38 protein-coding genes and 1 pseudogene are annotated in these 26,521 nt (G+C 62.3%); 9 read left to right on the top strand and 30 right to left on the bottom strand.

All coding sequences use genetic code 11. The features are described 5' to 3' along the window. Nucleotides 1-292 precede the first annotated feature (292 nt). From PCLY_RS25285 to PCLY_RS05280, 6 genes and pseudogenes are all read left to right on the top strand, one after another. Nucleotides 293-1,258: pseudogene (locus PCLY_RS25285) on the top strand (integron integrase). Between the two features lie 164 nt (nt 1,259-1,422). Next, nucleotides 1,423-2,343: an ABC transporter ATP-binding protein gene (locus PCLY_RS05300; RefSeq protein WP_061238245.1), complete on the top strand. Its 921-nt coding sequence runs from the start codon at nt 1,423-1,425 to the stop codon at nt 2,341-2,343. Then, complete coding sequence (locus PCLY_RS05295) at nt 2,343-3,074, top strand: ABC transporter permease subunit (RefSeq protein ID WP_061238244.1); 732 nt, start codon at nt 2,343-2,345, stop codon at nt 3,072-3,074. Before PCLY_RS05300 ends, PCLY_RS05295 begins: the two co-directional genes overlap by 1 nt. Nucleotides 3,075-3,083: 9 nt before the next feature. Next, nucleotides 3,084-4,916: a GldG family protein gene (locus PCLY_RS05290; protein WP_061238243.1), complete on the top strand. Its 1,833-nt coding sequence runs from the start codon at nt 3,084-3,086 to the stop codon at nt 4,914-4,916. 189 nt (nt 4,917-5,105) lie between these two features. Further along, on the top strand, nt 5,106-6,098 hold the full coding sequence (locus PCLY_RS05285) for a DUF4340 domain-containing protein (RefSeq protein WP_061238242.1): 993 nt from the start codon (nt 5,106-5,108) through the stop codon (nt 6,096-6,098). A 229-nt stretch (nt 6,099-6,327) separates the two neighbouring features. Then, entirely contained in the window at nt 6,328-6,537 is a 210-nt protein-coding gene (locus tag PCLY_RS05280; protein ID WP_013716441.1) for a cold-shock protein, read from the top strand. Between the two features lie 173 nt (nt 6,538-6,710). Here PCLY_RS05280 and PCLY_RS05275 read toward each other — a convergent pair whose 3' ends face one another. The 3 genes from PCLY_RS05275 to dapE all read right to left on the bottom strand — a co-directional run bounded on the left by PCLY_RS05275 (nt 6,711) and on the right by dapE (nt 9,255). Further along, nucleotides 6,711-7,082 (bottom strand): hypothetical protein, encoded by a 372-nt coding sequence (locus PCLY_RS05275; RefSeq protein ID WP_061238241.1) that lies wholly within the window; start codon nt 7,080-7,082, stop codon nt 6,711-6,713. 5 nt (nt 7,083-7,087) lie between these two features. Next, nucleotides 7,088-7,912: a putative RNA methyltransferase gene (locus PCLY_RS05270; protein ID WP_061238240.1), complete on the bottom strand. Its 825-nt coding sequence runs from the start codon at nt 7,910-7,912 to the stop codon at nt 7,088-7,090. A 200-nt stretch (nt 7,913-8,112) separates the two neighbouring features. Next, on the bottom strand, nt 8,113-9,255 hold the full coding sequence (gene dapE / locus PCLY_RS05265; RefSeq protein ID WP_061238251.1) for a succinyl-diaminopimelate desuccinylase: 1,143 nt from the start codon (nt 9,253-9,255) through the stop codon (nt 8,113-8,115). Between the two features lie 199 nt (nt 9,256-9,454). Here dapE and tcdA point away from each other — a divergent pair, with 199 nt between their 5' ends. From tcdA to PCLY_RS05250, 3 genes are all read left to right on the top strand, one after another. Further along, a complete protein-coding gene (gene tcdA, locus PCLY_RS05260) occupies nt 9,455-10,264 on the top strand; it encodes a tRNA cyclic N6-threonylcarbamoyladenosine(37) synthase TcdA (protein WP_061238239.1) in 810 nt (269 codons plus the stop codon). A gap of 149 nt (nt 10,265-10,413) precedes the next feature. Next, nucleotides 10,414-11,208, top strand: coding sequence for a substrate-binding periplasmic protein (locus tag PCLY_RS05255; protein ID WP_061238238.1), 795 nt, complete (start codon nt 10,414-10,416; stop codon nt 11,206-11,208). A gap of 39 nt (nt 11,209-11,247) precedes the next feature. Next, the gene (locus PCLY_RS05250) at nt 11,248-11,709 is read left to right on the top strand and encodes a YehS family protein (protein WP_061238237.1); all 462 of its coding nucleotides are present in this window, start codon (nt 11,248-11,250) and stop codon (nt 11,707-11,709) included. A gap of 43 nt (nt 11,710-11,752) precedes the next feature. On the opposite strand, the gene PCLY_RS05245 is transcribed toward PCLY_RS05250, so the two are convergent. From PCLY_RS05245 to PCLY_RS05120, 27 genes are all read right to left on the bottom strand, one after another. Further along, entirely contained in the window at nt 11,753-12,259 is a 507-nt protein-coding gene (locus PCLY_RS05245) for a hypothetical protein (RefSeq protein WP_061238236.1), read from the bottom strand. A 67-nt stretch (nt 12,260-12,326) separates the two neighbouring features. Further along, nucleotides 12,327-12,737, bottom strand: a complete 411-nt coding sequence (locus tag PCLY_RS05240) for a SufE family protein (protein ID WP_061238235.1) — start codon at nt 12,735-12,737, stop codon at nt 12,327-12,329. Between the two features lie 118 nt (nt 12,738-12,855). Further along, entirely contained in the window at nt 12,856-14,061 is a 1,206-nt protein-coding gene (locus PCLY_RS05235) for an aminotransferase class V-fold PLP-dependent enzyme (RefSeq protein ID WP_061238234.1), read from the bottom strand. Between the two features lie 79 nt (nt 14,062-14,140). Next, nucleotides 14,141-15,175 (bottom strand): 2,3,4,5-tetrahydropyridine-2,6-dicarboxylate N-succinyltransferase, encoded by a 1,035-nt coding sequence (gene dapD, locus PCLY_RS05230; protein WP_061238233.1) that lies wholly within the window; start codon nt 15,173-15,175, stop codon nt 14,141-14,143. Between the two features lie 37 nt (nt 15,176-15,212). Beyond that, nucleotides 15,213-15,560 carry an ArsC family reductase gene (locus PCLY_RS05225; protein WP_061238232.1) on the bottom strand — a complete coding sequence of 116 codons (348 nt, stop codon included), beginning with the start codon at nt 15,558-15,560 and terminating at the stop codon, nt 15,213-15,215. Nucleotides 15,561-15,624: 64 nt separating this feature from the next. Then, nucleotides 15,625-16,719 (bottom strand): phage integrase Arm DNA-binding domain-containing protein, encoded by a 1,095-nt coding sequence (locus PCLY_RS05220; protein WP_061238231.1) that lies wholly within the window; start codon nt 16,717-16,719, stop codon nt 15,625-15,627. Then, nucleotides 16,673-16,942 carry an excisionase gene (locus PCLY_RS05215; protein ID WP_061238230.1) on the bottom strand — a complete coding sequence of 90 codons (270 nt, stop codon included), beginning with the start codon at nt 16,940-16,942 and terminating at the stop codon, nt 16,673-16,675. The genes PCLY_RS05220 and PCLY_RS05215 overlap by 47 nt, the downstream gene beginning before the upstream one ends. Further along, nucleotides 16,939-17,298 (bottom strand): hypothetical protein, encoded by a 360-nt coding sequence (locus PCLY_RS05210; RefSeq protein WP_061238229.1) that lies wholly within the window; start codon nt 17,296-17,298, stop codon nt 16,939-16,941. Before PCLY_RS05210 ends, PCLY_RS05215 begins: the two co-directional genes overlap by 4 nt. A 59-nt stretch (nt 17,299-17,357) precedes the next feature. Next, entirely contained in the window at nt 17,358-17,651 is a 294-nt protein-coding gene (locus PCLY_RS05205) for a hypothetical protein (RefSeq protein WP_061238228.1), read from the bottom strand. Beyond that, a complete protein-coding gene (locus PCLY_RS05200) occupies nt 17,644-18,729 on the bottom strand; it encodes a hypothetical protein (RefSeq protein ID WP_061238227.1) in 1,086 nt (361 codons plus the stop codon). The genes PCLY_RS05205 and PCLY_RS05200 overlap by 8 nt, the downstream gene beginning before the upstream one ends. Then, nucleotides 18,722-18,940: a hypothetical protein gene (locus tag PCLY_RS05195; RefSeq protein WP_061238226.1), complete on the bottom strand. Its 219-nt coding sequence runs from the start codon at nt 18,938-18,940 to the stop codon at nt 18,722-18,724. The genes PCLY_RS05200 and PCLY_RS05195 overlap by 8 nt, the downstream gene beginning before the upstream one ends. Next, nucleotides 18,940-19,113, bottom strand: a complete 174-nt coding sequence (locus PCLY_RS05190) for a hypothetical protein (protein WP_156458559.1) — start codon at nt 19,111-19,113, stop codon at nt 18,940-18,942. The genes PCLY_RS05195 and PCLY_RS05190 overlap by 1 nt, the downstream gene beginning before the upstream one ends. A 65-nt stretch (nt 19,114-19,178) precedes the next feature. Then, nucleotides 19,179-19,541: a hypothetical protein gene (locus tag PCLY_RS05185; protein WP_061238224.1), complete on the bottom strand. Its 363-nt coding sequence runs from the start codon at nt 19,539-19,541 to the stop codon at nt 19,179-19,181. Continuing rightward, nucleotides 19,538-20,380, bottom strand: coding sequence for a DnaJ-like cysteine-rich domain-containing protein (locus tag PCLY_RS05180; protein WP_061238223.1), 843 nt, complete (start codon nt 20,378-20,380; stop codon nt 19,538-19,540). The genes PCLY_RS05185 and PCLY_RS05180 overlap by 4 nt, the downstream gene beginning before the upstream one ends. Further along, a complete protein-coding gene (locus tag PCLY_RS05175; protein WP_061238222.1) occupies nt 20,377-20,577 on the bottom strand; it encodes a hypothetical protein in 201 nt (66 codons plus the stop codon). The genes PCLY_RS05180 and PCLY_RS05175 overlap by 4 nt, the downstream gene beginning before the upstream one ends. Further along, nucleotides 20,574-21,008: a phage protein NinX family protein gene (locus PCLY_RS05170; protein WP_061238221.1), complete on the bottom strand. Its 435-nt coding sequence runs from the start codon at nt 21,006-21,008 to the stop codon at nt 20,574-20,576. Before PCLY_RS05170 ends, PCLY_RS05175 begins: the two co-directional genes overlap by 4 nt. A 255-nt stretch (nt 21,009-21,263) precedes the next feature. Continuing rightward, nucleotides 21,264-21,443 carry a hypothetical protein gene (locus PCLY_RS05165; protein ID WP_061238220.1) on the bottom strand — a complete coding sequence of 60 codons (180 nt, stop codon included), beginning with the start codon at nt 21,441-21,443 and terminating at the stop codon, nt 21,264-21,266. Next, nucleotides 21,430-21,984: a hypothetical protein gene (locus PCLY_RS05160; protein ID WP_061238219.1), complete on the bottom strand. Its 555-nt coding sequence runs from the start codon at nt 21,982-21,984 to the stop codon at nt 21,430-21,432. Before PCLY_RS05160 ends, PCLY_RS05165 begins: the two co-directional genes overlap by 14 nt. Nucleotides 21,985-22,090: 106 nt before the next feature. Continuing rightward, complete coding sequence (locus PCLY_RS05155; protein WP_061238218.1) at nt 22,091-22,858, bottom strand: lambda exonuclease family protein; 768 nt, start codon at nt 22,856-22,858, stop codon at nt 22,091-22,093. Then, nucleotides 22,855-23,778, bottom strand: coding sequence for a recombinase RecT (locus PCLY_RS05150; protein WP_061238217.1), 924 nt, complete (start codon nt 23,776-23,778; stop codon nt 22,855-22,857). The genes PCLY_RS05155 and PCLY_RS05150 overlap by 4 nt, the downstream gene beginning before the upstream one ends. A gap of 43 nt (nt 23,779-23,821) precedes the next feature. Continuing rightward, on the bottom strand, nt 23,822-24,106 hold the full coding sequence (locus PCLY_RS05145; protein ID WP_061238216.1) for a hypothetical protein: 285 nt from the start codon (nt 24,104-24,106) through the stop codon (nt 23,822-23,824). A 179-nt stretch (nt 24,107-24,285) separates the two neighbouring features. After that, nucleotides 24,286-24,519: a DUF551 domain-containing protein gene (locus PCLY_RS24365; RefSeq protein ID WP_082768023.1), complete on the bottom strand. Its 234-nt coding sequence runs from the start codon at nt 24,517-24,519 to the stop codon at nt 24,286-24,288. Between the two features lie 116 nt (nt 24,520-24,635). After that, on the bottom strand, nt 24,636-24,854 hold the full coding sequence (locus PCLY_RS05140) for a hypothetical protein (RefSeq protein ID WP_061238215.1): 219 nt from the start codon (nt 24,852-24,854) through the stop codon (nt 24,636-24,638). Nucleotides 24,855-24,969: 115 nt separating this feature from the next. Beyond that, nucleotides 24,970-25,581 carry a hypothetical protein gene (locus PCLY_RS05135; RefSeq protein WP_061238214.1) on the bottom strand — a complete coding sequence of 204 codons (612 nt, stop codon included), beginning with the start codon at nt 25,579-25,581 and terminating at the stop codon, nt 24,970-24,972. Next, complete coding sequence (locus PCLY_RS05130; protein ID WP_061238213.1) at nt 25,581-25,814, bottom strand: hypothetical protein; 234 nt, start codon at nt 25,812-25,814, stop codon at nt 25,581-25,583. Before PCLY_RS05130 ends, PCLY_RS05135 begins: the two co-directional genes overlap by 1 nt. Further along, the gene (locus PCLY_RS05125) at nt 25,807-26,178 is read right to left on the bottom strand and encodes a hypothetical protein (RefSeq protein WP_156458558.1); all 372 of its coding nucleotides are present in this window, start codon (nt 26,176-26,178) and stop codon (nt 25,807-25,809) included. Before PCLY_RS05125 ends, PCLY_RS05130 begins: the two co-directional genes overlap by 8 nt. Then, on the bottom strand, nt 26,175-26,429 hold the full coding sequence (locus tag PCLY_RS05120) for a hypothetical protein (protein WP_061238211.1): 255 nt from the start codon (nt 26,427-26,429) through the stop codon (nt 26,175-26,177). The genes PCLY_RS05125 and PCLY_RS05120 overlap by 4 nt, the downstream gene beginning before the upstream one ends. Between the last annotated feature and the right edge of the window lie 92 nt (nt 26,430-26,521).

Here is a 26,521-nt window from a genome sequence, read left to right as displayed (position 1 = left end):
CAGCGACTTCCAGCGAAACCAAACAGCGCTGTTTGCCTTAACAGCAGTTAGGCGACAGCGCTGTTTGGTTTCGCTTAATAGCAGATTTTTTGCTTTTTGGTCACCTTGATTCCATGTCATTTACGTTTCCTTGCGCCGATCTAACTATCATTGGGTAACTATTAATTAGACGACATAGCTGCCGCGTTTACCCACGGCACCTGTCGCATTACATTCCTTGTCGCCCAGCAAGTCCTTGTCTAGCTTGAAGGTTGTCGCGGCAAACGCGACAGCATCCAGGGAGAAACGCGACATGGATGACGGCAAGCCCAAACTGCTGGATCAACTGCGTCAGCAGATTCGAGTCAGAAACTATTCCATCCGTACCGAAGCTGTCTATGCCGAATGGGTAAAGCGCTACATCCGCTTTCACCACTATCGGCATCCGGTGGAGATGGGCGCGGCGGAGATCGAGGTTTTTCTGACCCATCTTGCGGTTGAGCGCGACGTGTCCGCCTCGACACAGAACCAGGCTCTGGCCGCTCTGCTATTCCTCTACAAGGAAGTGCTCAAGCTGGATTTACCTTGGTTGCAGGGTGTCGTACGGGCGAAGAAGCCCAAGCATCTGCCGGTGGTGCTTACCCGTATTGAGGTCGATGCCCTGTTGGCTCAACTGCAGGGCGATAGCTGGATCGTTGCGAATCTGCTCTATGGTGCTGGATTGCGATTGCTTGAGGCGCTGCGGCTAAGAGTCAAGGATGTTGACTTTACCCGGCGATAAATCATCGTGCGTGATGGTAAGGGCCAGAAAGATCGGGTAACCATGCTGCCAATGCGAGTCGTCGAGCCGTTACGGCAGCATTTGATCAAGGTGCAGCACGTGCATCAGGGCGATCTGGCCGAAGGCTTTGGCGAGGCCAATTTGCCGTTCGCACTGGCGCGCAAGTACCCGAATGCGGCGAAGGAGTGGGGGTGGCAGTTCGTTTTCCCGTCGGGCAATCGCTCCCAGGATCCGCGCGGGCACGGTATTTACCGCCATCACCTGTATGAGAAGACCATCCAGAGGTCGGTGCGTGAGGCGGCGCGGCGTGCTGGCCTGATCAAGCATGCGACGCCACATTCATTACGTCATTCCTTTGCCACGCATCTTCTGGAAGCAGGCCAGGACATTCGTACGGTGCAGGAGTTACTCGGTCATGCGGACATCAGAACTACGCAGGTCTACACCCATGTGCTCAATCGCGGTGGCCTTGCGGTAATGAGTCCTCTGGATCGCTGAGCCGATATTCCATTTACAGCTTGTAGCACTCTTGCGAGTGAACTTTTGTTTTTTGTCATGGTCTTGCCCTCGTCCGGGCATGCACTTTTTGTCCGGCGTTCTTGCGGCCTGCGTTTTCGCGGTGGTTGCGCGGGGCTCAGGCGTTTTCGCGACGGTGAGAGGCCATGATCGAGATAAGAAACCTGACCAAGCGTTTCGCGCAGCACACGGCAGTCGATGATCTGTCGTTCAGTGTCCAGCCAGGGGAAGTGCTGGGCTTTCTCGGCCCCAACGGGGCCGGCAAATCCACCACCATGAAGATGCTCACGGGGTTTCTCGCGCCGACTTCCGGCACGGCGAGCATCCTCGGCTGTGATATCCAGAGCCAGACCCTCAAGGCCCAGCGACAGATCGGTTATCTGCCCGAAGGCGCGCCGTGCTATGGCGACATGACGGTGCGCGGTTTCCTTGAGTTCATCGCCGAGGTGCGCGGTTTTCGTGGCGCCGAGAAGACGGTGCGTGTGCAGAATGCGGTGGAGCAGGTTGAGCTGGAGACGGTGCTGGCGCAGAGCATCGACACGCTGTCCAAGGGCTTCAAGCGCCGCGTCGGTCTGGCCCAGGCAATCCTGCATGATCCGCGCGTGCTGATTCTCGACGAGCCCACCGATGGCCTCGACCCCAACCAGAAGCATCAGGTGCGCCAGCTCATTCAGGGCCTGGCCCGCGACAAGATCGTGATCATTTCCACCCATATTCTCGAAGAGGTCACGGCGCTCTGTACCCGTGCCGTGGTGATCGCCCATGGCCGCTTGCTGGCCGATGGCACGCCGCTGGAGCTGGAGAGCCGGTCGCGCTACCACCAGGCGGTGACGCTGGTAGCCGACGAGGCGCTCGACCGAGCCGCGCTGGCGGCGCTGCCCGGCGTTGTCGGGGTCGAGGAGAACGCCCGTGAGCACAGCCTGAGCGTGCTGGCGCAGCCGGGCGCGGTGATCTTCCCGCAGGTCAATGCACTGATCGCCGAACGCGGCTGGCAGGTGCGCGAGCTCAATGTGGAGCGCGGCCGGCTCGATGAAGTGTTCCGCACGCTGACCCGGGGAGAGCAGTGATGACCCAGTTGCCCGTGATCTTCAAGCGCGAGCTGGCAAGCTACTTCGCCACGCCGCTGGCCTATGTGTTCATCGTGATCTTCCTGGTGCTGTCCGGGGTGTTCACCTTTTATCTGGGCGGCTTCTTCGAGAGTGGCCAGGCCAATCTCTCGGCCTTCTTCAATTTCCACCCCTGGCTTTATCTGTTCCTGGTGCCGGCGATCGCCATGCGCCTGTGGGCGGAGGAGCGCAAGTCCGGCTCCATCGAGCTGCTGATGACGTTGCCGATCACCCGCTTCGAAGCGGTCACCGGCAAGTTCCTGGCGGCCTGGGTGTTCGCCGGCATTGCGCTGCTGCTGACCTTCCCGATGATCATCACCGTCAACTACCTGGGCGAGCCGGACAACGGCGCTATCGTCACTGGCTATATCGGCAGTTGGCTGCTGGCCGGCGCTTACCTGGCCATCGGCTCATGCATGTCGGCGTTGAGCAAGAACCAGGTGATCGCTTTCATTCTCGCGGTCAGTGCCTGTTTCCTGTTCATCGTCAGCGGCTTTCCCATGGTGCTCGACGCCTTCGCCTGGGCACCGCAGTGGCTGGTGGACGCTATCGCCTCGCTGAGCTTTCTGGTGCGCTTCGACGCCATCAGTAAGGGCGTGATCGATGCGCGCGACCTGCTGTATTTCCTCTCGCTGATCACTGCCTGGCTGACCGCCACGGCGGTGGTCATCGACCTGAAGAAAGCTGACTGAGGAACGCCCATGAAAAAGCTGATCTATTCCGGCGCCGGGCTGTTGCTGATTGCGGTCGCCTTTATCGCCTTCAACCTGCTGGCTGGTATTGGTCTGGGCGGTGCACGCCTGGATCTGACCGAGCAGAAGCTCTACACCATCGCAGGTGGCACCAAGCAGATCCTTGGTGAGTTGGACGAGCCGATCAACCTGTACTTCTTCTACTCGGACAAGGTGGCCAAGGACCTGCCGGCGCTGCGCACCTATGCCCAGCGCGTGGAGGAGATGCTCAAGGCTTACCAGGCGCAGGCGAACGGCAAGATCCGCCTGCACATCATCGACCCCGAGCCGTTCTCCGAAGACGAGGACAAGGCCGCGCAGTACGGCCTGCAGGGCATCCCGCTGCAGCAGGGCGGTGACTCGGTCTACTTCGGCCTGGCCGGCACCAACGCACTGGACGATACCCAGGTGATTCCGTTCTTCGCTCTGGATCAGGAGGAACACCTCGAATACGAGCTGAGCCGCCTGGTGCAGACCCTGGCCAAGCCGGAGCTGCCGGTGGTTGGTGTGCTGTCCGGGCTGCCGATGACTGGCGGCTTCGACATGATGGCGCGCCAGCCGACGCCGCCGTGGATGGTGCTGGAGCAGGTGCGCCAGTTGTTCCAGATCGAGCAGCTCAAGGCCGATGTCGACCAGATTCCCGACAAGGTCTCGGTGCTCTGGCTGGTACACCCGAAGAACCTGCCGCAGCAGACGCTCTATGCCATCGACCAGTTCGTCCTGCGCGGCGGCAAGCTGATGGTGTTCGTCGACCCTTACGCCGAGGCCGATACGGGTGATATGCCGGGTGAAGTGGCAGTGGACAAGTCGTCCAACCTCGAGCCGCTGTTCAAGGCCTGGGGCCTGCGCATGGTGCCGGACAAGGTGCTGGGTGACGGCTCCTACGCCATGTCGGTCAACCGTGTTCAGGGCCAGCGCCCGGTGCGCCACGCCGCCTGGCTCAGCCTGCCGCGCAAGGCGCTGAACCAGACCGATATCGCCACCGCCGGGCTGGAGAGCATCACCGTGGCCACGGCTGGCATCCTCGAGCCGCTGGAGGGGGCGAAGACGCACTTCACCCCGTTGATGCAGAGTTCCGAGTACGCCATGCCCTTCGATGCCCAGCGCTTCGCCATGCTCAGCAACCCTGAAGAGTTGATCCGCGAACTGGAGCCGACCGGCGAGCGCTACGCCATCGCTGCGCGTATCGACGGCCCGGCACAGAGCGCCTTCCCGGATGGTATCGAGGGGCGCAAGGACGGGCTCAAGCAGGCCGACAACATCAATGTGATCGCCGTGGCCGACACCGACATCCTCAGCGACCGCATGTGGGTGCAGGTGCAGGATTTCTTTGGCCAGCGCATGCCGCAGCCCTGGGCCGACAACGGCAGCTTCACCATCAACGCGCTGGACAACCTGACCGGCTCCGAGGCGCTGATCAGCGTGCGCTCGCGTGGCCGTTTCAGTCGTCCGTTCACGGTGGTGGAGGAGCTGCAGCGTGCCGCCGAACAGCGCTTGCGTGACAAGGAACAGGCCCTGCAGGCGCGTCTGGCCGAGACCGAGCAGCAGCTGGCAGCGCTGCAACAGAGCGACGACCCGAACAAGGCCTTGGAGCTGACGCCGGAGCAGCAGGGCGCGTTGCAGAACTTCATCCAGCAGAAGCTGGAGCTGCGCAAGGAACTGCGTGACGTGCGCTACCAGCTCAATGCCGATATCGAGGCACTTGGGCGCACGCTCAAGGTAATCAACATCGCCCTGGTGCCGGCCTTGCTCACCCTCGGTGTGCTGGCGTTGTGGCTGTGGCGGCGCCGTCGTCGCGCGTGAGGCCAGTCGCTATGGGAGGGGCTGAAGGCTCCACCTGTGGGAGGGGCTTTAGCCGCGACCGTCGCCGCTGAAGCGCCTCCCACGAACCGAGCGTAGGGTGGATGTCGCTTTTTACATCCACCGCAACGGTGGATCGGTGAAACGTGATCCACCCTACGCCGTATCCGAGTCATCAACAGTGAGACGAGTATGGGACGCAAAGGTCTGATCGCATTGATCGTTATCGTGCTGCTCTGTGTGCTGGGGTATCTGGCGTTGCAGCGCAGCCAGCAAGAGGATACGGCGGCGCTCGAACAGGCGCCGTGGCTGGCCGCCGAGCAGGGCTATCTGAACACGCTGCAAGCACTTGAGATCGAGTCGCCAGGACAGCCGTCGGTGCGGATCGAGCGCCGTGGCGAGGCGTGGGTGGTGCCGGCCAAGGCCGACTATCCGGCGGGGCCGCAATTACTGGCCGACCTGCTGCGCTCGCTGCGCGACGCGCGTAGCGTCGAGGCCAAGACCGCCAACGCGCAGTGGCATGCTCGTCTGGGCCTGGCCGAGGAGGGCGAGGCCGATGCACAGGCGCTACGCCTCAAGCTGTCGTTCGCTGGGCATCCGGATTTGGCCCTGCGCCTGGGGAATCCCTCTCGGCAGGGCAATGGGCAACTGGTCCGGCGTGCCGGGGAGGATCAGGTCTGGCTGATCGATCAGCAGTTGCAGGTGCCGACTCGTGAGCTGGACTGGCTGGATCGCCGTGTCACCGACATCCCCTTTACCCGCATCGCGCGGCTCGAGCTGCGCTACACCGATGGCGAGAAACTCACGCTGACGCGTAGCGATGCCGAGCAGCACAATTTCGCTATCAAAGCGCTGCGCAAGGACCAGACGCTCAGTTTCGAGGGCGCGGCCAATGGCGTTGCACTGGTGTTCTCCAACCTGCAGTTCGCCGATGCCGCGCCGCTGGCGCAGATAGGTTTCAAGCAGGCGCCGCTGCTGCAATTCAGCCTCGCGGGATTCGCTGGCGAGAAACTCGATGGCGCGCTGTACAAGCAGGGCGAGCAGCATTGGCTGGTGCTGGGTGAGCAGGATGGTTTCAAGCCCGGCGAGGTCAGTGCGCGCAGTGGCTGGGCGTACCGGCTGGAGCCTGAACAGGTCCAGCGCTTGACGAAAAAGTTGCGCGATCTGTTGGTCAAAAGCCCATAAAACCCGCTGTAACCCGCGTATCTTCTGGGTTCGTGTCGGCTCTAAAAAAGTGCTTTTCAGTCACAATTGATGCTTTATACTCGGCCTTCGGCTGCAGCAAGAACGCGAATCGCTTGACCTGCTCCATGCTCGATTGCCAGGGGTGGCGAACGCTGAGAAGACCGTTTTTACCGAGCCGTCAAAGCACCTTCGGGACAATAAAAACATAGCGAGTTTGGAGAAGTTGGTAATGGCAGATCGTGAGACCGGAACCGTCAAATGGTTCAATGATTCCAAGGGTTACGGGTTCATTCAGCGCGAAAGCGGCCCGGACGTATTCGTTCACTACCGCGCCATCCGCGGCGAAGGCCACCGCACTCTGGTCGAAGGCCAGAAGGTCGAGTTCGGCGTGACCCAGGGCCAGAAAGGCCTGCAGGCGGAAGACGTGTCCGCGCTCTGACTGCCCAGCTCGTTACTCAACAAGGCCCGTCGATGACGGGCCTTGTCGTTTCTAGGCGCTGTATTTCGTAGGGGCTGGCGAAAGGTGTGGCGGGTTGCACGGATAGCGCCCCTCTCCCCTTTATGGGAGAGGGGGGGGGAGAGGGGCATCAGATGGCCGCGAAGCGGCCGCTTTCATTCGGTACGCCAGACGATCTCGGTTTCGCCATCGGCATCGACCTTGATCCAGCGGTCGGCTTCTTCATCGCTCTCGTCTTCGACCCAGGTGCCGGGTGCGCAGCGCACCTGCACGCCGAGCGCGGCATGGGCGGCGCGGGCGCAGGCCAGGTCATCGTCCCAGGGCGTGGCGTCGCTTTCCAGGTACAGGCTGTGCCATTTGCCCACGGCCTTGGGCAGCCAGGTCACCGGCACGTCGCCGGCCTGGCATTTGAAGGTCTGGCCCTTCTGCTGCCAGTCGCTGCAGGGGCCGAGGGCTTCGCCCAGCCACTGCGCCACGGCGTCGCGTTCGGCGTCTTTCAGGTAGATCTCGATGTCGGGTTGGCGCATGGCATTCAGTCCTGAGAGCCTGGGCTCTGGGTTTTGACGATCCAATCGTAGCGGATGGCGACGGTAACTTCGAAGGGCTCGGCGATCACCGCTTCACGGCGTTCGGCGCTGGCGCGCCAGCCGTGCGGGGTCATGGCCAGCAGGTCGGCGCGGGCCTGGGCATCGGCCAGGTGCAGCGGAAATTCGAGGGTTTCGCTATGTGCCAGGTGCATGCCCGCTGGAATCAGCGCCAGGTGCTTCTCGTCGTCGTAGTCGCGGACTTCATCGTACAGCTTCTGGCGCAGCTCCATCAGATGTCCGCGGGTCGGGCCCATGCGCAGCAGGCCGCCGCCGGGGGAGAGCAGGCGCTTGGCCTCGCTCCAGTCGAGCGGGCTGAACACGCTGGCCAGCAGGTTGCAGCTGGCATCGGCCAAGGGCACGCGGGCCATGCTCGCCACCAGCCAGTTCAGTTGCGGGGCGCGTTTGCAGGCGCGTTTGACCGCCTCGCGGGAGATGTCCAGGGCATGGCCGTCGGCTGCTGGCAGGGCGTGGCCGATCTGCTCGGTGTAATAGCCTTCGCCGCAGCCGATATCCAGCCAGCGCGCGGGCTTGTACTCGGCCGCCAGTGCGGCCAGGCGTTTGGCCAGCGGCGCGTAGTGGCCGCCGTCGAGAAAGCGCCGGCGCGCCTCGACCATGGCGGCGTTGTCGCCGGGGTCGCGGCTGTTCTTGTGCTGCACCGGCAACAGGTTGTAGTAGCCCTGCCGCGCGCGGTCGAAGCTGTGGCGGTTTTCGCAAGCCAGGCCGCTGCCGTTGGGCTCGAGCGGCGACTGGCAGATGGGGCAGATCAACATGCGTCAAATCCGTGAATAGGCCGTCGCGAGCGCGCCGAGAGTAAGGCGGACGGAACGCAGCGACGAGACATATCGAATAGATAGGCGAGGAGCGAGTACCGCCTCACAGCCGCTTGCGGCTGAACCGCAGGCGGGCCCGAAGGGCGAGCATCGCGAGTCACGCAGCTATCGGTGTGCGCAGCAGGCATATTCATGGATTTTCATGCGAGCAGTTTTACCATCGTTTGATAGTAAACCTCGGTCAGCAGGTCGAGGTCGCTGGCCAGCACACGCTCGTTGATCTGGTGGATGGTGGCGTTGACCGGGCCGAGTTCGACCACCTGGGTGCCGAGGGTGGCGATGAAGCGCCCGTCCGAGGTGCCGCCGCTGGTCGACGGGGTGGTGTCGCGCCCGGTGACGTTCTTGATGCTGGCGGCCACCGCGTCGAGCAAATCGCCCGGCTGGGTGAGGAAGGGCAGGCCGGACAGCGCCCATTCCAGGTGATAGTCCAGGCCGTGCTTGTCGAGGATGGTGGTGACGCGTTGCTGCAGGTCTTCGACGGTCGACTCGGTGGAGAAACGGAAGTTGAACACCGCCTTCAGCTCACCGGGGATTACGTTGGTCGCACCGGTGCCGGAATTGAGGTTGGACACCTGGAAACTGGTCGGCGGGAAGTAGTCGTTACCATGATCCCAGTGCTCGGCGGCCAGTTCGGCCAGGGCCGGCGCGGCCAGGTGGATGGGGTTCTTCGCCAGGTGCGGGTAGGCCACGTGGCCCTGCTTGCCGTACACGGTGAGGGTGCAGCCGAGCGAGCCGCGGCGGCCATTCTTGACCACGTCACCGAGCAGGGTGGTGCTCGACGGTTCGCCGACGATGCACCAGTCCAGGCGTTCCTCGCGTTCGCGCAGGCGCTCGACCACCGCCTTGGTGCCGTGCTGGGCCGGGCCTTCTTCGTCGCTGGTGATGAGGAAGCTGATCGCGCCCTTGTGGTTCGGGTAATCGGCGACGAAACGCTCCACGGCGATGATCATGCTCGCCAGGCTGCCTTTCATGTCAGCCGCGCCACGGCCGCAGAGCATGCCGTCTTCATCGATGCGCACGTCGAACGGCTGATACTGCCAGGCGTCCAGCGGCCCGGTGGGCACCACGTCGGTGTGGCCGGCGAAGCACAGCACCGGGCCATCGCCACCGCGCCTGGCCCAGAAATTCTCCACCTCTTCGATGCGCATGCGCTCGACATCGAAGCCGCAGGCGGCCAGGCGCCGCATCATCAGTTCCTGGCAACCTTCGTCGACCGGGGTCACGGACGGACGGCGGATCAGGTCGAAGGCGAGCTTCAGGGTCGGGGTGAGGGGGGCGGTCATGATGGCTCCGGTACGGCGGCTGGCGTGAAGGCTGGCCATCTTAAAGCAAAAGTCGTTACCGATCAGGTGATAAGGCGCGCTGTACGGCGTATTCGCTGTAAATGCAGGCAACCACGACTGGCCGACGGTTGACCTGCCTTTCGGGGTTGGGTGGGCAAGGTGCTATCTCTATAATGCGCGCGGTTCGGCAGGGGGATGGATGAATACAGACGATCAGCGATTCGGCGGCATAGCCCGGCTCTACGGCCAGGAAGGCTATCAACGCCTGGCTGCAGCCCACGTGGCGGTGGTCGGCATCGGTGGGGTTGGCTCCTGGGCGGCCGAGGCCCTGGCGCGTTCGGGGGTCGGCGAGATTTCCCTGTTCGACCTGGACGACGTCTGCATCACCAACACCAATCGCCAGGTGCACGCCGTCGAAGGCGCGGTGGGCAAGGCCAAGGTCGATGAGATGGCTGCGCGCATCCGCGCCATCAATCCAGCCTGCGTGGTGCACGCCGTGGCGGATTTCGTTACCCGCGAAACCATGGCCGAGTACATCACCGAGCAGCTCGACGGGGTGATCGACTGCATCGACAGCGTGCCGGCCAAGGCGGCGCTGATCGCCTGGTGCAAGCGGCGCAAGATCCAGATCGTCACCACCGGTGGCGCGGGCGGGCAGGTCGACCCGACGCAGATTCAGGTCACCGATCTGAACAAGACGTTCAACGATCCACTGGCGGCCAAGGTGCGCAGCATGCTGCGCCGCGACTACGGCTTCTCGCGGACGCCGGGGCGTACCTACAGCGTGCCCTGCGTGTTCTCCACCGAGCAGCTGCGCTATCCCAAGCCCGATGGCACGGTGTGCCAGGCCAAGGGTTTCGTCGGTGAAGGCGTACGCCTCGACTGCGCCGGTGGTTTCGGGGCGGTGATGATGGTCACCGCCAGTTTTGGCATGGCCGCCGCGGCCAGGCTGGTGGACAAGTTGGTGGCCGGCACTCGGCGCCCGGCGGAGCGCCAGGCGAAGAGTTGAGCAGCGCCGCTGAACGGTGCGTTTGACCCTGCTGGGGCAAAGGGAGAGAGTGCAGTAGCGGACAGGGAAGCGTCGAAGATGATCCGTATCCGAGGTGATTTGTGTCGTACCTGTTTGTTTGCGTCTCGCCAGGAAGACGCTGGGCACGGATGCTCGCCTCCCTGACGCTGCCCCTGTGGCTGCTAGCCCTGGGCGCCGTTCAGGCCGAGCCGAAAAAGCTGCGTATCGGCACCGGTGACTGGGCACCTTACGTCGATCAGAAGCGCCGCGACGGTGGCGCTCTGGCGCGATTGATCAGCGCGGTGTTTGCCGAGGCTGGCTATCAGGTCGAGTACGTCTTCCACCCCTGGGACCGCAACGTGCTGATGCTGCAGCAGGGCCAGTTGCACGCGATCATGCCCTATAGCTGCGCGCCCAGTCGGCTCAACTACGGTATCTGTAGCGATGCGCTGGTACGTGGCGAGATTGTCCTGTTCCATCGTCGCGACCAGGCGTTCGACTGGGCCAGGGTCGAGGACCTGCCGAAATATCGCATCGGCACCACTCTGGGATATTCCTACGGCCCGGCATTCGACGAAGCGCTGCAGGCGGGCCGTTTGAGCGTGCAGCAGAACGGCAAGGAAGACACCAGCTTTCGCCTGCTTGAACTGAGGCGTGTCGACCTGCATCCTCAGGACCGGGCGGTAGGCTACGCCATGCTGCGTCGCCTGTTTCCCAAAGATGGCGGCAACATCACCCACCATCCGCGTCAGCTCAACACCGAGCCGCTGCGTCTGCTATTTCGCAAGGACGATGCCAAGGCCGCCAATCTGCTGCGCCTGTTCAATGCCGGCCTTCGCAAGTTCGCCGAGCGGGGTGACCTGCAGCGTCTGCAGCAGGCCCTGAATACGGGCAATGCCGATGACTGGATGCCGACCATTTCTGCGCACGTCGCGCCGGATTGAGCGACACTTGCCGACCTACTTCTACCTAGAGTTATCTGCATGCTTAATAACGATGTGCTGCGCAGCCTGCGCTATCTGCTGGATGTCAGTGATAGCACGCTTGAGGCGTTCTGCCAGCTTGCGGATTACTCCGTCGAGCCAGGCTTGATTTCCGCTTGCCTGCTGCGCGAGGACGAGGCCGGTTATCGTCCATGCAACGATGTATTGCTGGCTCATGTGCTCGAAGGGCTGGTGTTCCACAAGCGCGGCAAGGACGACAGTCGAGCGCGCGTGCCGGTGGAAAAGCGCCTGAGCAACAACCTCATTCTGAAGAAGCTGCGGGTGGCTTTTCAGCTGCGTGATGAGGATATCCAGGGGATTCTGCAATCGGCCGATCTGCCGATGACCAAGACCGAGCTGAGCGCTCTGTTCCGTGCGCCGGGCCACAAGCACTATCGGGAGTGTGGTGACCAGATTCTGCGCAATTTCCTGCGTGGCCTGACGCTGCGCGAGCGGGGCTGAGCCCGATCGATTCATCGGTTCACTGGGCGAGACGTTCCGCCTGCTAGCGTCGACGCGGTACCAGCAGTGTGCCCGCGAACATCGCGGCCAGCCTGAGGAGGAAATCCCACGTCATGGTGAACAGGTTGTCACTGCGCTCCTCCGGCAGGATGCAGGCGTAGCTCAAGCTGGAAATCGAGTCGATGGGGATTGGCTCGGCATCTGCGGGGCGTCCCAGGTTGTACATGGGCATGGCCTCCATTTCGGCGTGAATTCGCTGCACCTCTTCCACGCTGCAAAGATTGCTGTAGAAGCCGACAGCGTAGATTCCCAGCAAACCAAGCGCGACCAACCCGGCGGTGGCCAGACGGCGATTGCTCGCAAGTAGTGCCAGGCAGACGCCGCTCAGCAGGCTCGATAGCAGCAGGTTGAGAATAAAAGGCTCTATCGGCAGCGCTGCGGCGACGCTCTCTGGAAGCAGGACCAGGAGGTGGGGAAGCAGCTGTGGGCTGAAGTACAGCACGATCAGAGATACCAGGGCACTTAGCCCGATGCGCATAGCTGCAGGCATGACTCGCTCCATGAGTTTTTGGGGGCGGGAATATAACCCAGTGCTGTCGATCGAGCAGGGCGCGCTTCTAGTTTTCCCGTGTTTGCGTTCTCATTCGCTGCAACACCGCATTCAGGCCGTTGCTGCGAGAGGGGGAAAGCTGACGTTGCAGGCCAAGCTGAGCGAACCAGTCGGTCAGGTCGAGCGAGGCCAGCTGTTCATCGCTCAGGCCTTCCACCCGAGCCAGCAGTACGGCCAGCAAGCCGCGTAGCAGGCGGGCATCGCTGCTGGCGCGAAAGTGCAGGTGCTTGCCGCGGCGCTCGGCGACCAGCCAGACCAGGCTCTCGCAGCCATGTACGCGGTGTTCATCGGTCCGCTCGGCATCGCTCAGCGGCTGCAGGCGTTCACCCCATTGCATCAGCAGGCGCGCGCGCTGCTCCCAGCCGGGGCAGGCGGTGAATGCTTCCAGTGCCTCTTGAGCGGCGGCTGGCAGGCTCATGGCAAGAGGCCCGCGTAGCGCGTAGGAGCGGCTTCAGCCGCGAAGGTTCGTACGCGTCCTTTCGCGGCTGAAGCGGAATGCCGCCCAGCCGCTCCTACGGAAAGACGATGGCGGCGGTTCATCGCAGCAGCTCCAGGGCGTTGTCCAGGGCGCTGAAGAATCGCTGTAAGTCCTCGCCGTTGTTGTACAGGCCCAGCGAGGCACGAATTGCACCGCTCAGGCCGAGCCCTTTCATCAGGGGCATGGCGCAGTGGTGCCCGGCGCGCACGGCGATACCCTGCTCGCTGAGCAGGTGAGCCAGATCGGCGTTATGCACGCCATCGACACAAAAACTGGCCAGCGCCAGGCGAGGCTGACCCAGCAGGCGAACAGCGTCACGTGCCTGTAAACCGGCCAACAGCTCGGCGTGCAGGGCCGCTTCGTGGCGGGCCGCAGCTGCGTGATCCAGGCTGCTCAGCCAACCCAGCGCAGCGCCCAGGGCGATGACCGAAGAGACCGCCGGTGTGCCGGCCTCGAAACCCAGTGGAGCAGGGCGGAAACGGGCGGCCTGATAGTCGGCATCGAGCACCATCTCGCCGCCGAACTGCCAGTGCTGCAGCTTGTTCAGCTGCTCGCGACGGCCGTAGAGCAGGCCGACGCCGTCCGGGCCATAGAGCTTGTGCGAGGAACACACATAGAAGTCACAGCCCAGTGCCTGCATGTCAGGGCGGCCATGCACCGCGCCCTGTGCCCCGTCGACAACGCTGATGGCGCCGTGGGTGCGAGCCAGCGCCAGCAGTTCGTCCAGCGGCTGCCAGCGGCCAAGCACATTGGACAACTGCGAGACCGCTAGCAGGCGGGTGCGCGGGCCGATCAACCGAGCGGCCTGCTGCAGGTCGACGCTGCCGGTGTCATCCAGCGGCAGTACCAGCAGCTCCAGGCCGCGACGTTTGGCCAGTTGCTGCCAGGGCAGGAGGTTGGCGTGGTGTTCCAGCGCGCTGATGACGATCTGCTCGCCGGGCTGCAGCAGGTGCTCCAGGCCGTAGGCCAGCAGGTTCAGTGATTCGGTGGTGCCGCGGGTGAAGATGATCTCCTCGGCGCTGGCTGCATTCAGCCACTGCGCGGCTTTGCCGCGCGTCGCCTCGAAGGTGCGGGTGGCACGCTCACCCGGCAGGTGCTGGGCACGGTGCACGTTGGCCACACCGCCGGCCAGGTAGGCGAGCAGGGCGTCCAGCACCGCTTGCGGTTTCTGCGCGGTGGCGGCGCTGTCCAGGTAGGTCTGGCCTTCGGCTTCGAGGGCGAGAATGCCGGGGAAGTCGGCGCGCCAGGGGGAGATCAATGACATGAGGAGCCTATCCCGTAGGGTGCGCCATGCGTACCGGAGCGCATGGCTGAGCGGCGCGCGCGGCGCACCCTGGGTGGGATCAGTTGTGGGCGTGCAGGGCTTCGTTCAGCTCGATGGCCGACTTGTGGGTCTTGCACTCCACGGCGCCGGTCAGCGAGTTGCGACGGAACAGCAGGTCCGACTGGCCAGCCAGCTCACGCGCCTTGACCACCTTGACCAGGGCGTTGCCCTCGTCGAGCAGGTTCACCTTGGTGCCGGCGGTGATGTACAGGCCGGCTTCGACGGTGTTGCGGTAACCCAGCGGGATGCCGATGCCGGCGTTGGCGCCGATCAGGCAGCCTTCGCCGACGCTGATGACCATGTTGCCGCCGCCGGACAGAGTACCCATGGTCGAGCAGCCGCCGCCCAGGTCCGAACCCTTGCCGACGAATACGCCCGCCGAAACGCGGCCTTCGATCATGCCCGGGCCTTCGGTGCCGGCGTTGAAGTTGACGAAGCCTTCATGCATCACGGTGGTGCCCTCACCGATGTAGGCGCCCAGGCGCACGCGCGCGCTGTCGGCGATACGCACGCCAGTCGGTACCACGTAGTCGGTCATTTTCGGGAACTTGTCCACCGAGAACACCTCCAGCAGCTCGCCCTTGAGGCGCGCTTCGAGCTGGCGCTCGGCCAGCTCGGCGAGGTCGACGGCGCCCTGACTGGTCCAGGCCACGTTCGGCAGCAGCGGGAAGATGCCGGCCAGGCTCAGGCCGTGCGGCTTGACCAGGCGATGCGACAGCAGGTGCAGCTTGAGGTAGGCCTCCGGGGTGCTGGTCAGCGCGGCATCTTCGGCCAGGAAGGTGGCGACCAGCGGATTGTGGCTTTCGGCCAGGCGGGTCAGCAGCGCTGCTTGCGCGGCATCCACGCCTTTCAGGGCTTCGGCCAGGTCAGCGGCCTGTGCGCTGGTGAAGGCGATGGCCTGGTTGCCGCCCTGGTAGCCGAGCTTCTCGGCGGCCTTGGCGACCAGCTCGCTGGCCGGATTGAGCAGCGGCTGAGCGTAGAAGACTTCCAGCCAGTTGCCCTGGCGGTTCTGGGTGCCAACACCAAAGGCGATGCTGTAAAGGGAGGTGCTCATTAGATGGGTTCCTTGCAACGAAATCGGGTGAGATTGATCAGGCCAGCGCGGCTTGGTAGTTATCCGGCTTGAAGCCGACCAGGGTCTTGTCGCCCAGGTCGAGTACCGGGCGCTTGATCATCGACGGCTGGGCCAGCATCAGTTCGATGGCCTTGGCCTGGTCGAGGTCGGCTTTCTGCGCGTCATCGAGTTTGCGGAAGGTGGTGCCTGCGCGGTTCAGGACAGTCTGCCAGCCATGCTCGTTGCACCACTTTTCCAGATTTGCCCGGTCGATCCCGACGCTTTTGTAGTCGTGAAAGGCATAGTCGACCTGGTGTTCATCGAGCCAGCTTCTGGCCTTTTTCATGGTGTCGCAGGCCTTGATGCCGTATAGGGTGTAAGGCATTGATTCTCCTACTGGTTTTGGTTCTCTCCAAAACCGCTCCAAAATTCCTCCAAAACGCCTTTCATTATGCCACGTCGATCCACTCGGCGCCCCTGCTGTCCTTGTAGAGGTCCGTCATCTTGGCCGACTTGTGTCCAAGCAGCGCCTGGGCGTTGCGCCCTTCGGCTGCGTGCAGTCGAGCTGCCAGTGATCGCATCTCATGGAAGGTCGGCGGGCTACCGCTCACCACGATCTCACCGGCCGACACAGCAGCGTCTCGAGCCTCGGCGAATTTCTTGCTGATCGTGTCCAGCATGATCGGGCTGCCGGCCTTGGCCTTGCTGATCGTGCGGGCGTGGTGCACCAGGTGCTTGGATACCACGTTGTCGCGGCACAGCTTGATCACGCTGGCCAGATCCAGGCCAATGCACTGCAGGCCAATTGAGGTGCTGAGGCGCAGCCGCTGCTTGGTCTTGCGCTGAACGACGTGCAGATAACCGTCCTGCTCGTCCTTGAACAGCATGGATGCGATGTCGTCCCGCCGCTGGCCGGTGATCAGCGCCAGTTCCATCGCACGCTTCAGCCAGTCCGTACCGGCCCTGGCATGAATCGCCCGCCACACCTCCAGCGTCAGGCGCTCCCGCTTGACCTTGACCTTCGCGGCCTTGGTCACTTCGACCGGGTTCCCCGCCGTCCATCCCGCCGCCATCGCCTCCATGAACACGTCACGCAGCAGAGACCGCATTGCGCGGCTCATGTGCGACTTACCGGCCTTGACCATCCCGCCAAGGTAGTCGGCAATCATGATCGTGGTGATGGCGTTGATGTCGTGCTTCCCGAACTCAGCATCCAGCCGCTTGATCCGCATGCGCAGATTGCGCTTGGTGTTGTCCTCGATCTCGCGCTCTTCGATGATCCGGCCGTACTCTGCCAGCCACTTGCTGAATGGGCGCGCCGCTGGCCTCTCCATGCGCTCACGCAGGGTAGGCCCGGCCGGCAGTAGCTGGTTCTCTGCATGCGCAGTGGCCACCGCAAGGGCCTTGTCTTTGCCGAGCCCGAAAAACTTCCCTGTCACCGGGTCTTTGTAGCTGTAGTAGATGACGCCGTTGCGGCTGTCCTTCTTGCGGTACAGGTTAGGCGGCAGGTCTTTCGATCCGTGATTCCTTGGTCGCGGCGCCATAGCGTGCCCTCATGATTCGACTGTGAAGCGAGCCGTCATCCGGCAGCTCTACCGGCACTTCAGGTTCGCAGTATCGAGCGTGCTCGTCCACCCGGTAGCAGCGGCCCACCTTCTGCGCCGACGGGTCGAAACGGTTCGTCCTGGCCCACATGCGCAGGGTTGCGGGAGACGGCACCGGGTCAAGGTGCGTCTCCGCCCACTTCTCAAGCGTGATCAGTTTCATGCGGCCTCCTTGTATCGCGGCGCGCCCCTGTACTCAGGCTGAGCTTGGTACTGAGTTGGGCGGATGACTGCGGCGAGCAGACGTTTCCACGTTGCCGCGTTATTGGGCAGGCAAAGGCCGTGCTCTTTGGTGTCATACTCGACTTCTTTCGCCAGCGTTTTGGCTATGGCCAAAGGCACGGCGATGTTTGAGCAGCCGCTGTTGTAATAGCCGAGATGCTCAAGCACTCGTGCTTCCTGGTAGATCCCGGCACGATCCATAGTCCAGCAGTAACCCTTGTCATCAGGCCGCCAGAGCGTGATTGCTTTATGCCGGCGCTTAGTGTGTTTCAGGCTGATCACGATGTATTCAGACACAGCAAATCCTCCCGCCCTATGTGGGCAGATAGAAAAGGGGATGGGGTGGGGTGGTTGGTTTAGTGCTTGACCAGCTTCAGGCTGCTGCCTTCGCTGACGATGTTGATGCGGCTGGCATCAAGGGCGGGTGACTGCATGACGCGCATGATCAGCTCAGGGAGAGCTTGCAGCAGGTCGGCAGGCATCTGGTCGTAGTGGACGCAATGCAGGGTGTTCAGGATCTGGTATGCCTCTCGCTCTGGCTTGATGCCCATCATCTTGGAGATTTTGTCGATAGTGCAGATGCTGAAGTAGTCCTGATCGAACAGCTTCACAAGCGCTGCCTGTGCGCTCAGCATTTTCAGGTCAGTCATGCTGCTCTCCTTGTTGCGCCTTGCGGTTGGCGGCGAGAGCCTGATCAAGATAGTTGATTGCCCGATTTGTGTTGAAGTGACTCGCGGCTGGGTATTTATCAATCCAGCTGCATAGATCAATGCGTGCAAACTCGGCTGCGCGAACCAGCTTTTCCACCAGCCCCCGCACGTCCGGGCCGGGCTGTGGGGTGGTGTAGAGCGGCTCAATCGAATAGTCCCAGCCCTGAAAGTCCCTTTTCTCCGCCACCCATGCATCTGCGGATTCCCTTGCTGTGAAACCAACGACATGTTTATCGTGAGGCTGCTGAGGCCTCTGGTCTGGATGGAGTAGCGCTCTCCAGTGCACCGCCTCCTGCCTATCTCCCTGCTCGGCCATCCTGGCAATGAAGGCTCCGATGATCGTCCGCGCATGACCACCGATACCGCCGTCAGTGAGCGCGCCTTTCTCGTCCAGAGCGAGCAGGGCCTTTGCGCTGCTGACCAGAGCTGTATCGTCGCCATGGAAATCGTCGACATGCGCCGGCTGCGCAGCGCACTCAGGGCACGGCACCAGTTCTTCATGCGATGGATCGCAGGCGGTGTCGTTGCACGCCTTGCATTGCACTTCCGGCGCCGGGGTGGCAAGGAAAGCGTCGATCTGCTCGATTACAGGATGCTTCGTGCTGATCCATACCGGCATCTTGTCGGCGTCATTCTCAGCTGTGCAGTTGATCATGCCGCGTAGTTGGGCCAGCAATCCCCGCGCCGCCTCCAGCTCTTGCCGCAACTGCACACGCTCGGCATGCGCGGCCGTCAAGTTCTCCTGCACGTAGTCGATGTCGCGCTTATGCCGCCCATTCTCAGCCCGCAGCGCCTCGGCCTCTGCGTGCAGGGCGTCGAAGTGACGGCGCAGGTTGTAGGCGTAGCCGGCAATCTGATCGCCGGCCCTCTCCAAGTGTTCGGCCAGCTTCGCGGTGCCTACCTGCTTCTGCTGCTCGCACAAGCTTTCCATCCGGCGCAGCGGAGTGCGCTTTGCCAGGTCAGCTAGTATCTGCATGGCAAGCGCCGCCGTTACGCTGGGTTTCACTTGCTCACTCATCTTGACCTCCTGCTGCGCGCTCGTTGTGGTCCTGCCAAGCCCAGCGCCGGACCTCCCACTTGTTCCAGTGAATGGCTGACTCTTCCTCGTCGCTTACGCGCTCCCACATGAAGTGGCCGCTATCCAGGCCGATCAACAGATAGCCGGCTGGCATCTTCTGGATGCCCAGCCGGTCGGTGTAGTCGAAGCTCGTAACGTTGTCGGCTGGCATCACACCTCTCCTTCTTCGGTGGCAGCGGTGTGCAGCACCTCGGCGCGCTTGTAGTAGCTCCGCCAATTGCCGAGGCCGCAGACGTGTCCGCTGTCACGCTCGCCGACCGTGTAGCTCACCTGGCGCGCCTTGGGGTTTGTGCGCAGTGCATGCACGCCGTCTACGGTCATCATTCGGCCGGATTCATCGCGCAGTCGGTCGCCCTTGCGCGGGTCTTGGCGGGGATCGCGTTGGCTGCTCATACCTTCCCGCCCTCCGCATGGCTGGCTCGGCCAGTCTGCAACGCAGACTCAAGACTTCGGTAGTCGTCGGCCATGCGTTTGTAGTGCTCTTGCAGGCTACGCAGAGCTTTGGCTAGCGTGCGTTCTTTGGTCTCATGCTTCCATGGCGACCGAGTTCCATAGCCCGCGCTCTTCGCCTCGTATGTCTCCCGCCCGTTGATGCAGCGCCATGTGACGCGCAACGTGGACAGGCGATTGAAACCACTGGTCTGGATGCCTTCTGCCTCAAGAAAAGTCTCGGAGCTGCCCTTGGCCTTCACCGTCCACTTGTAGCCGGGCATGATCTTGTTCAGCTCGGCGCGGAACTCTGCTGGCTTCATGCTTCACCCCGCCCATGGCTGGCAATTTCAGCCAGCATTGCTTGCAGGCCATCGTGAAGGCAGTCCTCGCGGTCGCAGCCAACGTCAGCGGCTTTCTGTTGCGCTTCGACGCCTACTTCAAGCGGCCACTGGAGCGCATCACGCGGCACGCTCACCCGCTCGGGCGCGGACTGCTGGGCGGAAAGGGCGGCGCGTAGCTGCTCAATCTCGGCATCCTTGATCTGCTCGAGCCCGATCATTGCGCGGCCTCTGGCGTCGCCCCATTCTTGATAGGCGGCGACGATGCGGTTGTGCTGGGCGACGGTCATGAGCTGATCAAACAGGTGCGGGTGCGATGTGTCGTTGAATAGCGAGTTTCGGCTAGGCTCGTAGTAACCAACCACCTCCACCTCTTCCCCAGCCGATCCGGCAGCCGGCAGGGAGGGGGCTTCTTCACCGCCGCACTCTGGGCAAACTTCCATGATTGGCTCAGGCGGCTGCATGCTCATGTAGCCGAATGTCTGCTGGCCCACGCAAATCTCGCCTTGCCCGTGGCATGTATCGCACCGCACCTGCTCAGTCTTGACGGTTGGGGTGGCGGCCAGTCGTTCAAGCTCGGCCAGCAAGCGACGGGCTACGTGCTTCTCAGAAAGCTTTTTGCCCTTTGGCTCTGCCAGTTCCATCCGCGCAAAGACGGTTTGTGCGAGAGCCAGTGCTTCCGATAGATCCGGCGCACCCACGGACTGGCTGGCTCGGGCTTGCCAGCCAGCGTAGAACCCTTTCTCCGCGTCGCTGTCGTCTCCGCACTGCGCTCGCAGATCAGACCAAAGCCACGCATCACCCATCATCTTCTCGCTCATAAAATCCGCTCCCACACCTCGTTGTTATCCAGATCAGCGCGCTTCGCATAGAAGCTGCGCCCGTCGATTCCTTGCAGCTCGCAGACGCCGGCTACTTCGAAGATCACGCAGCCGCGCCGGCCGCTCGGCTTGTGGTGCCAGCGTTCGAGCTGAGCATTGATCCGCCGCACCGTGGCGCTCTGTTCCATGCCGTTCATGGCAGTAGCTCAGCAGGGATTTGCACGGTTTCGCCGAGCTTGGCGGCGACGATGGCGCGGCAGGCGGCGACAAGTGGGGATTCTGCTTCGCCGCAGCCATAAGGCCTCCAGCACTGGGCAACCCATTTCGGAAGCTCTCCGTCACGCAGCGGCCTGGGGTAATCAATCGCCACCATTCTGCTAACGATCAGCGGGCCGCCGTCTTCCCACGCAGAAGATGGATTCCAGTTGCATTCCACTCCGTATGCGCCTGAATACGTCAGGTAAACAGCGCTGGGGAAAGTGAGCGGCTTGATGAACGGCTGCCGCTCAATGGTCACGCTTTCAATCTTGCGGATGGTTGGCTGCATTCCGCTGAAGACCGCGCAGAAAGTCGCCCAATCCAACGCCGCGCCACTCAGCTCAGCCGTCTTCACTTCGATCATGTTCATGCGTTACTCCTGAATCCTGTCCTGATCACGTAGTTCATGGCGTTGCGCAGGCATGTGTAGTCGCGTCCAAGGACGTGGCATATCCACTTCCAGTGGCAGCCCGCGCACCTCAATTCGTAGGCGAGCGCAAGCTCAGATACGGGTATCTTTCTCACGGGAAACTCCAGGCGGCTGGCGCCGCTGGTTAGCGTTGTGGCGGGTTACAGCGCACGCATCCACACGGCACGGGCGCCCAGGATGTGCGGCAGTAGATGGTCACTGGATGATCCCGGTAGCCGCCATCTCGACGGCTCTGGCGTGTTCGCGTTCGAGGTTGTCCAGCGTCTTGTAGGCTCGACGCTTGGTCTCTTCGTCCATGATCGGGATGCGCTTTTCCAGTTCATGGATGGCCGCGTACAGGTGGCGCTGATGCTCGAATAGCTCAATCGGCGACATGGGGGTTTTCCTCGATTGCTCGCGCCAGGGTCGGCTTGCTGCAACCGAGCGCCTTGACGATGGTGTTCATGGAGTCGCCGGCTGCGATCATCGGCATGGCCTGGCGCGCCAGTTGCTGACGGTGCTTGCGGCCTCGCTCTGCGGTGGCCTTGCGGTTCGCCTCGTTTGGCCCTTTGCATCCAGTGGCGCCGCGCTTGCTGTCGATCTTGATGCCGTAGGCCTGAGCCAGGCGCTTGATGCGGCGCAGGTCGATCTTGAGGTGATACTTGATCGCCGTTATGCCGGCGCCCTTGTCGGCGAGGACGCGAATGCGCTGTGCGTCTTCTGCGTCTTTCGTGCGATCTTCGTTGCTCAGCACAATCGCCCCGGCGCCGTTCCACTTGCCGCCAACGTCGCCGCCGACGCGGATAGCGCATTCCTGAACCACGCCACCGCGCTGCTCGAACTCGGCCATGGCCTGCTCAAGCCAGGCGCGGTTCTCCGCGCAGCTCTGGACGGTCGGCAGGTTTTGCGTGGCCAGGTGATGGTTTGCTGTGTACATGTCGGATACCTCGAATTAGATGGCCGAATGCCCAGGTGGCCAGCCTGTCGTTACGGCGCGGCTCCAAGCTTTGCCGGTGGCGCCCCGTGTCGTGGTGGCGGGGTTCTTAGGCGGCTTTCTGCCGCAACTTGGCTTCGTACTCGTCGACCAGCAGCTTGAACTGCCACAGATCGGCCTCGAGCTTTTCGATGTAGTCTTCGTCGCGCTGGAACTCGCGCCACCAGAGCTGCTTGCCGACCGGCTCGAGCGCTGGGCAGTACATGCCGACGTGCCAGAACTTGCGTCCGGTGATCCACATGCAGCCCATGACCTGATCCATGATCCCGCTGGCGTCGTTGTCGATGTGGAAGGCGCGCAGCTTCTCCGGGGCCAGGAAGCACTTGTACTCGCTGCCGCCGTCCTCACCGATCAGGCCGTCAGCGCTGGCACCGAAAGCGCCGTCGTCAGTGGTCACGAAGCCGGCGCGCTGGATGATCAGCCCTGTCTGCATCTCGTGTTCCATGCGCGCTTCCGGCTCGAGTTCGTGGCCGCGCTTCATGTGCCAGGTCTCGAAGCCGTTATCGAGCGGGATGCCGCTGATGCGTTCGATCGCCAGGCTGAATGCGTAGTTGAGCGCTGCGTCAGATGGGCGGCCAACGGGTTCGCCGGCCAGCGCCTTCTTCACGGCCTCAGCCTTGGGCGCCGCCTTGTACTCGGCAGCGTCTCGCGCTTCTGCCTCGCTCTTGCCGGCCAGCAGCGCGTCGACGTACTTCTGTTGCTGCGCCGTCAGTCCGTCTACTCGAGAGCGAGCCACCTCGAACATGCTCGCCGTTATGCATCCAGCCCTGGCTTGGTGCCACTGAGGGCTGCCTTGTTCGCATTCGATCAGGATCATACGGTCTCACCTTCGATCGGCTGATTCTCCGGCGCCTCGAGTTCGGCCTTGCGCTTCTCGACGGCAGCCTTGAACTGTGGGTAGGCAACCTTGTCCTTCGCTTGCTTTATGTCAGCAAGCCCGGATATCCAGACTTGCTGTAGCGCTTCCTTGGACTGAGCCTTGACCGCTTGATCGATCCAGCGCACGGCCAGGTCGGAGTCATTGGCCGGCTTGCTCAGATTGGCCAGCCCTTCGTTGCCTTCTGTGTTCAGGTAGTGAATCGCTTCCTCAAGCCGATCGGTCTTCGGCCAGAACTTGTAGGCGCGCTTTACGCAGGTCTTCTTGGCCATCTCGCCGGGGTCGGTCACCCACGGACACGACTTGCCTTTCTCGACGTATGCCTTCCAGGCGCTCGAGCGATCGCGAATCGCGTTGACCTCATCCATGCTCATGGTCTCGGTCAGGTAGTCGCCGTCGGCTGTCTTGACGACCACATACACCCCGATCACGTCGCCTCGATCCTTGGCAAAGGGGTTGAATGAGTGGGTCGGCGGCTTGTCGAAGCCGTTCAGCGCGAAGTTGTCGCCGCTGTAGACCAGCTCGGCCTGAGCCCAGCGGATGGCGCCGGTATTCATGGCCAGATCCATGAGGCCGATGTAGCTGATGTCGAGGCAGATCTTGCCGTCGCGAGGGACCAGATAGGCCTGCTTCTTCGCCGGGTTAAGGCTGATGCCGATCGCCGCTATGTTGGTCACGGCGTTGACGACCGACTGGCGGTTGTTCAGGGCCAGCTTGGTCGAGTAGTCGTTGGCCGCGATCGTCTGAATCGCGAACTCGGCTTCACGCTCGAAGTTGAGCGATCGATCGGTCAGGACGGATGCAAACGCATCGCGAGCACCGTAGATATCGCTCGTGATGGTCGAGAGTGCGTTAGACATAGCTTCGCCCTCCAGGGCGCTGGTGATGTTGTGGGAGAGGGGATTACTTGGTTCGGATGTCGGCTTTATCAGCCAGGATGGCCAGGACTTCGCTCAAGGCTTCTGCCGCCTTGCTGCCCTGGTTGCGTACGCGGATCCATTGCAGCCGGCTGCTCGGCCCGCGATGCGGGTAAAAGACCAGCGACACGCCAGGCTCCCGGTACGTGAAGCACTGCCAATCGTGGGTTGACCACTGAAGGTCGCCGCCGCGTTCTGACAATGCTTGCTGCACTGACTTGAACTCGCGCATGAAGCGCTTCTGATACTTGCCGGCGTCAGGGTCTTTCATGGCTGACTCCAGTTGTGAATTGGTGAGCCCTTAACGCGGGCTACTCGGCGCGATCACGGACGCAAGGGTTTCGCTTGGAGGTGCTACCCGCTCGCAGCTGCCGGTGTTAAGCCTCGGGCACTGCCGGCTTATCCCGTCTCGAATATCCGGTTAGCCGGCCCGTCGAGCGCGGGTTGTGACTAGTCTTGCGGGTGAGTTGGTAATGGCTGCCAGTGCGTTGGCTCCATTGTTCCGTCGAAGTCGGCAACAACCTCGCCAACTTCGTTAGTGAATAGGCCATGAAACTCACCATCAGCAAGTATGGTGGGCTCAACCCATCGTCCGTTTTCAGGCTTTCCGTATAGAAAGCCAGAGCCGATAACAATCACGTCCTCATCTGGCAGCCTGTCGCTGCACTTAATCCATTCGCTCATAAATCACCCCGCAATCCAATCAACAGCGCCCAATGCGCCGATGAGTACAGTGAAGAAGCAGATACCGGAGAAGGCGCCGCGATAGATTGCGCAGCGCAGGGCGCGTTGGCGGCGGGTCATGGCTGAACTCCCGGCACGCGAGGGCACGAAGCCGTGCACCATTCCGGCATTGGGTCGCCGGCATAGCGCTCGACCGTTTCCATGCGCTGGCCTGCGCGCAACTTGCGGCGCTTGAAGTTGGCGGCGTCGGCTTCGTTGCCAGTCACCCAGCATGCCGCGATGACGTGTCCGCACTCGCCGTAGACGATATGCATCTGTCCCATGTGCTTGCTCATCAACTCACCACCTCGGCCACAGCCGACGCAAATACATAGATAGACCCAAGGAAGCAGGCCACAAAAAAGCCCGCTTTGATCATCTCGGCGGGCTTCGGTAGGCGGATGGTTATGGTCATGGCGTCACCAATGCTTCGTTGTGCTTCTTGATCTCGGCTTGCAGCGCGCGCTCGGTCACTTCGGTGAAGCCTTCCGGGATAACGGCAGGCGCCGCTTCCTTTGAGTCGTCATCGCGGAACGGTAGGCTGCAGGCGACCATTGTGTCGTTGTGTAGCAGGAAGACCTGGCCGAAAAGGATTGCGCGCTCGTTGAAAACGCCATCGGGCAGGCCGAGACGCATGCAGAACACGGTATTTATGTCAGGCTTGCGGTAGAAGTCGCCCTTGTTCAGTTCTTTCGGCGCTTCCGGTGCCCCGTCGACAAGCTTTTCATAGAAGGCCTTCCCACGGCCGCGAACGGCGTACTTGAAGTAGTATTTGCCGTTCTCGTAAACACGGTCACCGCCTTTGAATCCGTCGACGGCAGGCCCCTTGCGCTCAGGGTTGAATTGGTCTTCGCACATCTTGTAGAAGAAGCATGGCACGCCGAACTCATGCATACCCAATTCGTCGAAGCCGAGATCGGCAATCTTGCCCTTGAAGAAGCGATATCGAGCGCCAGCCATGGCCTTGAGTTCGCGCAAGGCGTCGACGTAGCGGGTTTCGGTAGTGGTGATGTAGTAGCGCACTATGCTGTTCTCCCAATCATCTGCCCATCGCGGATTCGTTCGCGCTGCTTGTTTGCTACGTGGCGCGCCAGGCTAAGAAGAGAGTCGCGCCGCTCTTCGTCGTAGTAGCCAGGGCAGCCCGATGTGATAAACCCAAGCACCGGATCAAGCTCGTTCATCGGCGCCTTGGACACCGACAGCTTGTCTATGGCCACCTTGGCGCACTGTTCGTAGATGCTGGCGGGGTTAGTCATGGTCTTCCTCCAGCCATTTCCTGCGCAGGATTGCTTCGTTGATGTGCGGCATCAGCATGCGCTCGGCCACTTCGCGGGCAAGCTTCTGATACTCGGTGCCGGCGAACACTGCGTTGCCACGGGCAAATGCCCATTCAAGGTGGAACTCGGTGTCTTGCGCCTGCAGCTCGATAGAGCGCTGCGCGAACTCGCTGATGAAGTCGCGGGCCAGGATGGTGACCGGGCCTACTTCAACGTTCAGGCCAAGGATCAGCGTGTGAATCGACTCTTCCAGCCATTGCTTGCCGATCTTCGTTTCCTGCGGCGGCAACTCCGGCTCGGCCATATCGTGGCGCCACTGGAGAAGGTCTAGGGCTGCGCTCATGAGGCACCTCGGTCTTTTCTGTAATTGCGAATGAAGCGAGCGGCCAGCTTTTCAACCAGCGGCTCAAAGTGTTCGTCCTGATGGCGTCGGCACGGCAGATGCTCCCTGCCATAGCCTTCGTGATCGCAGTAGTCGCAGTGGCAGTGCTTGTTGATCAGCGCCTTAGCCTCAGCCCTGGCGGCTGCGCGAAGCGTGAAATAGCGCCGCCCGCCACCCCGGTAAACCTGGGCAGGCTCAGTGGTAATAGCCATGATCAATCCTCGCTATGTGTGCGTGGAGAGTGGGAGTAGGGAGCCGGCTAACCGGCAAAAGGCCCGCAGTGCACGGGCAAGGGAGGGTGCTG

The organism is Ectopseudomonas composti, assembly GCF_001567565.1.
GTDB classification, from domain to species: Bacteria; Pseudomonadota; Gammaproteobacteria; order Pseudomonadales; family Pseudomonadaceae; genus Aquipseudomonas; species Aquipseudomonas composti_A.
The sequence above is the reverse complement of the archived record's forward strand: the minus strand, read 5'-3'. Positions and strand labels throughout refer to the sequence as shown.